Origin of the sequence: Confluentibacter lentus (genome assembly GCF_002806995.1) — a bacterium.
Lineage (GTDB): Bacteria > Bacteroidota > Bacteroidia > Flavobacteriales > Flavobacteriaceae > Confluentibacter > Confluentibacter lentus.
Map to the genome: position 1 here is coordinate 1 of NZ_NIHE01000007.1, position 7,837 is coordinate 7,837.

A 7,837-nucleotide genomic window follows, 5' to 3' on the forward strand; every position below is an offset into this window, starting at 1 on the left:
TTTATGTAAATAGTTAAGATGATAACAAGTCCGATTATTATACTTAATATTTTAAAAATCCGTTTTTTCATAGTTCAAAATGTTCTTTCGAATGGTTGCTCTCAAATTACTGCCAACGTTTATGTATATGAAATGTTGCGTGTTTGTGTGCGAGGATTTTCCGAAGGAAAATCAGAAGCTAACAAACGAGCAACAAACTTTGGTTTAGGTAAAACTAGCAATTTTTTATATACTTTGTTGTAGCACGTTTTTTATTCATCATATTTTTTTAAATCAGATTCCAATGTCTTCTTAAATGATTTGATTCCTCTTTTTAATTTGAAATAGAAAAATAAAGTCAGGATTGTTGAGAAAAGAATTATCGGAAATACTCCATAGTTTTCATTTTTTATAAGGTCAAATAAAGCACCACAACCAAGTCCGACTATTACAATTAAATATAAAATACTAAACCAATTATAACCTAAAATCCGAATTCCAATTTCAGAAGTGTCATTTTTAATTATTCCACGAGCTTGCGCAAATGAATATTCATATCCAGGTCGAATTTTAAATTCCGAATCAGATATGTTTCCGTAATATTTATTAGGATTGTTGTCAAAAAAATCAAAAAATATTGTTCGGTCAGGCTTGATGTCTTTTTTAAATTCATTAATGAAATCCGCTTTTTCATTTTTCAAGATAAAGTTTAGATTTTTAGTCAATCCGAAAAAGTTTATTACTCTGTTCATCAGTTTTCTCAAATGTGCTACAACGTGTTCGTGTATGGAAAGTTGCGTGTTTGGTGGCGAGGATTTTCCGAAGGAAAATCGGAAGCCGGCAAACGAGCAACCAACTTTGTGCCAGCTAAAACTAGCAATTTTTTATACACGGTGTTGGGCACAGTTTTTATTTTTTAATCAAATATTCTTTAGCATCTCTAATATTCAATTCAATTTCGTCAGCTCCTCGTCCAGTTCTTTTTTCGTTAAAAGCAGGTTCTTCAAGTCGGTCGAGTGCAACTAGTAATTGGAAAATTGCAATTCCATTTTCGTTATCCAATTCAGTCCACAACCATTTTTTAAAATCCGAAATTAAATTCAGATTTCCGATTTTTGATAAAGCCCAATATCCACTAACTCGCTCGTCTTCGTTTTTATAAATTCCAGAGTTAAGTCCGTTGATTATTATTCGTTCCAATTCGGTAGGTTGCAATTTAGTCAATTCCGATTCCGCTATTATATTCTTTTCAAAGTCCGAATGAGAATATCCGTTCGCATTTTCGAAAATAAATCCAGCTTCTAAAAATTGGTTTTTTGTCAATTTCATACTTAATTTCAATTCAGCGGAATGATGTTCTCAAATTGTGCCCAACGTTGATGTGTATGGAAAGTTGCGTGCTTGTGTGCGAGGATTTTCCGAAGGAAAATCAGATGCAAGCAAGCAAAGCAACTAACATTGGGTAAGCTAAAAATAGCAATTTTTTATACACTGTGTTGCCCACCGTTTTTTATTCCGATTAATTATTTGGTATTGCTCCGACAATATCTAATCCGATTGATTCCACGTCTTTATAATTCTCAACATCCAATTTAAATTCTGTTACTCGATTTGGTTGAAAAACTTGGTAAATGGTATAGTCTTTAGTTCCAATTACAGATTTTGTTTGAGAATAGTATGTTATTCTCATGACTAAATCTTTATAATCGGCAATGGTTGCTCTATTAGTTACTTTACCTTTTAGTTTAAATTCAGTTCCCCAAAAACTTTTATTATAATTTCCCTCAACGCTTAAAAAGCGCAAAGGGTTTGAATTTTCGGTTTCTTCAATTGTCATTTTTTGCTCAATGTATGATTGAGGATTGTCATTATTAAGCAAGTTAGGTATAACTGCAAATCCAATAATTCCAAGAAGAAGCACAAGTCCCAAAAGTTGTAAATTTCGTCCTAATTTCCTGTCTTTTTTAGTTTGTTCATTCTGCGCTGATTTTGGTTTAATTGGTGGTGGTGTTGCTTTAGGAAATAAACTTTTCAATTCGTCAATTTCATCAGCATTAGTCCAATCAGAAATTCCTTCATACCAAACTTCTGTTTTGGCTGTAATTCCTTTACTTTTCAAATCGGAAATGTCAAATGGTCCTTCTTGTTCAGTTCCGTTGTGTAAGTAATATTTTTTCATATTTAGTTCAGTTTGTTTTTAGTTACAATGCTTTTTTCAAATGGTGGGCAACGTTTCCGGGCTTAGCGAAGGTGGCGATTTTTACCACAAAACGTGATGCGGAGAACCAAACTTTGATTAAACATAAAACTTTCTGCGGAGTAATGAACCGCCACTTTTGCTAAGCCCGTGTTGGTGGCTGGGCTTCTTTTCATCGTCTCATTGAGATATTTTCGTGTACCCATTTTGCTTCTTCGTCTGGCGTTACTTTGTCTATCGTACTACTTATTCTGCTAAAAGTCGCTTGTGGAAAGTCGTAAGGTTTGCTGTCGTCAAAATATGGTCCAACTACACCTAAAAACCATCCGTCTTTGGCAGCCCAATGCGGTTCATTCACTCTACATTTAAAAACTTGATAGTGAACAAAGTTATTTTGTCCGTCAAAGTCAAAAGTTACACGTTTAATATGTTCAATTTCGTCAGGGCAAGCATCAAGTTCAGTCGGAAACTCTAACCAATTTGCAAGATTGCTTTCAGCACCTGAAATTAAATTATTGAATTCATTCGGGAAAAGATTTGTCTTGTCGTGGTCTGATAAAAGTTGAAATGCGGTCTGTCTGGTTAATATGTTTTTCGCAAAAGGCAAAACATCATTTTCTGTAATTTCTTGTCCACTTTCAAGTTTGTCGTAGAGTTCTTTTACTCTGTCAAAACGTTCTGCGTTGAGTTTGTTGTTCTGTCGTTTAACAGTTACAAGTCTGTAAACCGCAAATACTGCAATTGCTAAAACTATCAGTCCGATTATTATAAAAACTACTTCCATTATTCGTTTATTTTGAATTTGTCCGTCTGTCTGTGTAGTGTCTTGTTAGCCTTGCCACTAACGTGTTCGTGTATGGAAAGTTGCGTGTTTGTGGGCGAGGATTTTCCGAAGGAAAATCAGAAGCCGGCAAACATGCAACCAACTTTGTACTAGCTAAAACTAGCAATTTTTTATACACGGTGTTGCCAACTGTATTTTTATTTTTTTACCGTAACATAAAAATTTGTCGGAACGTGTATTTCTTCATTTTCTTTATTATTCATTTTAAAAACTGCAATTAATTTGATATTGTGTTCTCCCACTTTTTCAGGGACAAAATTATACATGAATTCATTATTCGTGAGATTTTCGTAAATCAGTTTATCAGGTTTACCATCGCTAGTTGTTGTATAAACATTATAAGGCAGCAAATTTTCAGGATAATTAAAAAGGAATTTCACTTCACTTTTTTCATTTATAGTAAATTCAGGTTTAGCTGTCAGTCCGATAATATTTGAGCTTAAAACTTTATAATATTCTGATTTAGAAATTGAATCATTCAGTTTTTTATTTTGAGTTTCGAGTTCAGAAATCCGATTATTTAATTCTGAAATTTTCTTTTCATTGCACGAAACAAAGAAAGTCAGAAGTATTAATATTAATCCTAAGTTTGTGTTTTTCATATTGTTGGCAACGTGTTCGTGTATGGAAAGTTGCGTGTTTGAGGGTGAGGATTTTCCGAAGGAAAATCGGAAGCCAGCAAACAAGCAACAAACTTTATGTTAGCTAAAACTAGCAATTTTTTATACACGGTGTTACCAAACGTTTTTATTTTTTAAATCCTTTGTAAATAATAACTATAGAAAAAAGTCCGAGTAAAAATCCATAAACAAAGTCATTTGAATTTTCATATTCGTTTAGGAAAAGAAGTTCGTCCATTTTTCCGTTGGTCAGCATTTTAACTTCTTTTTTGTCGGCAACTAATTCGCAAAATATTCTGTCCACATTTTTCACGAATGTTTTTCCGTCAAATTCAAGTTTGCAATATCCGCCCCTACGTCCTAAATCGTCACAATCTTTTGGTGATTCAATTACCTTTGCGGTTACAATAACATTTTCCTTAGTTATCTGTTTTTTTAAAAATCCGTTATTAATAATTATACCTGATATTAACAGTATAAAAAGTCCGCCGATTATAAGTCCGTATTTAAATATAAACGATATTATTTTTGGTTTCAATGCGTTTTTCAAATGTTTGGTAACGTGTTCGTGTATGGAAAGTTGCGTGTTTGAGGGCGAGGATTTTCCGAAGGAAAATCGGAAGCCAGCAAACGGGCAACCAACTTTGTGCCAGCTAAAACTAGCAATTTTTTATACACGGTGTTGTACACTGGCTTTTATTTTTTTATTGTTTTTGTCCGTTTCTCTATAAACCAAATTATTGAAATTGAAATTATTAGAGGTAAAATTAAATAAGTCAAAATGTTTTTAATATCGACAGGACTAATTCCTTTCATATTTGGATTAAATACATATCTGTCAATTATAAAATAAGTTGTCAGCAATATTATTATTGATAGAATTACAATTAATATGAATCGCAATGTTTTCATTTAGTCAACTATATATTCAAATATTATTTTAGGGTTTACAGATTCCGATTCTGTTTTTTGTTTGAAAATCTGTAGTTTTTTATTATATCTAATTGTCAAAGTGTCAAAATTTTTCCACTCAAAACTTACATCCTTTGGTTTTATAAATCCAGCACTTGCAACAAAGATTGGTTCAGGTTTTTTATTTTCGTCATAATTACAATCAGTTGCGTAAATATGAATTGACTTTTTCGCAGTTGCGTTTCCAGTCATTTCAGTCATTTTTACTTTTCGCAAACTTTCATAATCGCATTCAGCTTTTAATTCCGTTCGGGTTGGTTCGTCAAAAATCTCAAAGTTTGCCATAAAAACAAGAAGTCCGATTATGGTTATAAATCCGAGTAATAAAATTCCAATTACTATCTTTTTTATCAATTTGAGTTCGGATTTTAGCTTGTGTACAACGTGTTCGTGTATGGAAAGTTGCGTGTTTGAGGGCGAGGATTTTCCGAAGGAAAATCGGAAGCCAGCAAACAAGCAACAAACTTTGTGTTAGCTAAAACTAGCAATTTTTTATACACGGTGTTAGGCACAGTATTTTTAATATTTATCCTTCTTTGATATTTTCAAATTCGTTAAGGAAATTAGATAATCACAAGCATTATAAAAATCACCTTTGCTTGGCGACCAAACACTTACAGCTCTGTAATCCGTTTGATTAACACCTTCCATAATCCACTCAGAACCATCAGTTCCAATTAGGCTACGAGCAAAATTCATTTTCCAAAAGTCCATTTTTGCAATGAGATGAGTAAATTCAGTCCATTCTTTTTCGGTTAGTATTTTCAATCGCTCCATTTCTATTTCTCCAGGTTCATATCCACCAGATCCACTCAATACTTTCCAATACAGAATATATGAGTTATTTATTTTTTCAAATCTAAAAGCCATTGGTTTGTCAAAAGTTCTTAACCAAGTAAACCGATAAATTTCTTTGTCATTTTTTTTGTTGAATAACAAAGGCTCTTTCATTGCATGAAGATGCTTTGAATACCAATTAATATAAAAGTCAGGAAATATTTTCTTTGGAAAGTAAGGTTGATTTAAATCAGTTGGAACATTCAGGCTATCAACTTTGATTGTCGAGTCAACGAATTCGTCAATAGATTGACAGAATCCGATTTGAGTAACAAATAAGGTCAGAATTCCAATTAATAATATTTGTCTCAAAGGATTGTTCATATTGTGCCTAACGTGTTTGGCTATGGTTTTGTTGCGTGAAAATCCGCGAGGATTTTCCGCCGTAAACCGAATATAGCAAATTTGCGAGGACTTTCCGATAGGAAAGTCAGAAGCAATGAACTATAGCCGGTGTTGGGCATAGGCTTTTTTTATTTTTAGTTGATATATTATTCCGTAAATCAGTCCGATTATTCCACCAAGATAGCTGAAATTATGCATTGTTCCAGCAGTCAAAAAACTTTCTCGGTCGGTTAAATCCGCTGGAAGATTCCAATTAGCATTTAAGTTTGAAATTATGAATTTGCCAACCAAAATGCCCAGAATTCCAAATCCGATTGCAATTAGTAAAGTCCGAATTGTTGCTCCGAAAGAACTTTTCCACATTATTTTTGAAGTCGGTTGAAACAGTCCAACAATTCCGTTTATCAATCCGATTAAAAGTCCGAACCACCAAGTTGCCCAAATTCCGATTAATCCTGCTGTCATTCTTGGTGTGTCAAGTCCGTATTCTACAAATCCGAATTGTTCAAATTTGAATTTCGTAAAATATTCAGTTGAGATTGAGTAAGAAATTTGGTTGTGAAAAATTCCGTAAATCGAAGCGAGAATTATCGAGATAATAATGAGTAATATTAAAAGTCCAATTTTTTTCGTCATTCGATTTTTTCAGCTTGTGCCCAACGTGTTCGTGTATGGAAAGTAAGGGGTCTTGATACCTTTTACTTTCGGCGTTGTGGTACGTTTATTTTTATGTGCCGACTTTGGGCCTGGCACCTTAGCCCTTATTTTTTATACACGGTGTTGGCAAACGTTTTTTTTATTTTTTAATCCGCTCTCATAATAATCCACAGATTTTTACAGTTGTTAACAGTTTTTTTGTTGATGGTTCGTTAACAACAAAAAATCAGCGTATTGGTTTATTATTTATCTTTGTGTATCGACAAACGGTAAACGAAAATATACAATATTAAATTTTAACATATATTTAACACTTTGTGTAGTTTTTATTTATTATAGAAAAGTCTTTGAAATATCATTTAATACCTTTAATTTTGCAAAATCAAAACTCTAAAACCATTTAAGTTATGAAACAAAAAAATTAGGTCAGAGCCCTTAGACCTTTAATTAAGGGAATTTAATTTTAATCTATTTAAAAATTGGTTAAAAAAGAGAAGAACAAACCACAATGGTGGATAGTGTTCAAGAAAGAGATAAGACTTGTAGTTCAAACTGCAATAAGTCTTATCAAAATGTGGTTGTTGTAAAATTCCACGGCTCCTGACCAAAGTGGCAGGATGTAATTATTAATTCTTAATTTAGAAAAGTCTGTTGCGCCAACAACGGGCTTTTCGCTTTTTTAAAAGTAGTACAAATTTAAGTATAAACTTAATATTGTACAAACTTTATTTTGTATTTAACAATCTTAAATGATATTTCAAAGAACTCATTATGAAACTAATTCAAATTTACGCTACCGATACACAGAGTTATTATATCAATCCAAATCAGGTCGTCTGTGTCATAAGACCTGTCAATTCCTCTCACGGAAAGACAGAGATACATCTGTCAAATTCTAAGGTTATTGTTGTTGACCGCTTGGTGAAGGATTTGGTCGATTCCTTGATTGAATAATTGAATTATAGTTTAAATCCTTTTCTGCACAATATAAAATATCCTTTGCGGTATAAAGGTCAAATCCAACTAATAAGTCATGGATAGATTCTAAGATTTGCTTTTTCTTTTCAGCACTGTACTCTTTCATTGTCTTAGTTTTTATTTTTCTAAAACGTACCCTTTAATATTCATAGTTGGATGTTTTTTATAAATGTTTGCCAACGTGTTCGTGTATGATTAGTTGCGTGGTTAAGCAACTAATTTAGCAAATAAAAACCGAATAGAAAATCCGCGAGGATTTTCGTAAGCAAGCCAGAACCTAGCAATTAATTATACACGGTGTTGTGCTTTCGTGCTTTTATTTTTTTGTCCGAAGTTGATTTTCGAATTCCAAGAGCATAGAATTCAACAAGTCCAATATAGGTTTTTCTACAGATGTTTGTTGGCTTA

General features: G+C 32.7%; 10 protein-coding genes. All 10 read right to left on the reverse strand.

The window, feature by feature from the left end; genetic code table 11:
- Positions 1–251 precede the first annotated feature (251 nt).
- Positions 252–731, reverse strand: coding sequence for a hypothetical protein (locus CDH50_RS12290; RefSeq protein WP_157804984.1), 480 nt, complete (start codon positions 729–731; stop codon positions 252–254).
- Between the two features lie 157 nt (positions 732–888).
- Positions 889–1,308: a hypothetical protein gene (locus CDH50_RS12295; protein WP_100612586.1), complete on the reverse strand. Its 420-nt coding sequence runs from the start codon at positions 1,306–1,308 to the stop codon at positions 889–891.
- 190 nt (positions 1,309–1,498) lie between these two features.
- Positions 1,499–2,158 (reverse strand): DUF4339 domain-containing protein, encoded by a 660-nt coding sequence (locus CDH50_RS12300; RefSeq protein WP_100612587.1) that lies wholly within the window; start codon positions 2,156–2,158, stop codon positions 1,499–1,501.
- 190 nt (positions 2,159–2,348) lie between these two features.
- Positions 2,349–2,960: a FeoB-associated Cys-rich membrane protein gene (locus CDH50_RS12305; protein ID WP_100612588.1), complete on the reverse strand. Its 612-nt coding sequence runs from the start codon at positions 2,958–2,960 to the stop codon at positions 2,349–2,351.
- A gap of 197 nt (positions 2,961–3,157) precedes the next feature.
- Entirely contained in the window at positions 3,158–3,622 is a 465-nt protein-coding gene (locus CDH50_RS15130; RefSeq protein WP_157804985.1) for a hypothetical protein, read from the reverse strand.
- Between the two features lie 145 nt (positions 3,623–3,767).
- Positions 3,768–4,178, reverse strand: a complete 411-nt coding sequence (locus tag CDH50_RS12315) for a hypothetical protein (RefSeq protein ID WP_157804986.1) — start codon at positions 4,176–4,178, stop codon at positions 3,768–3,770.
- 374 nt (positions 4,179–4,552) lie between these two features.
- A complete protein-coding gene (locus CDH50_RS12325; RefSeq protein ID WP_157804987.1) occupies positions 4,553–4,966 on the reverse strand; it encodes a hypothetical protein in 414 nt (137 codons plus the stop codon).
- Positions 4,967–5,131: 165 nt separating this feature from the next.
- Complete coding sequence (locus CDH50_RS15215; RefSeq protein WP_198513494.1) at positions 5,132–5,773, reverse strand: hypothetical protein; 642 nt, start codon at positions 5,771–5,773, stop codon at positions 5,132–5,134.
- A gap of 120 nt (positions 5,774–5,893) precedes the next feature.
- Positions 5,894–6,430: a hypothetical protein gene (locus tag CDH50_RS12335; protein ID WP_100612593.1), complete on the reverse strand. Its 537-nt coding sequence runs from the start codon at positions 6,428–6,430 to the stop codon at positions 5,894–5,896.
- A 922-nt stretch (positions 6,431–7,352) separates the two neighbouring features.
- Positions 7,353–7,535: a hypothetical protein gene (locus CDH50_RS12340; RefSeq protein ID WP_100612594.1), complete on the reverse strand. Its 183-nt coding sequence runs from the start codon at positions 7,533–7,535 to the stop codon at positions 7,353–7,355.
- Positions 7,536–7,837 lie beyond the last annotated feature (302 nt).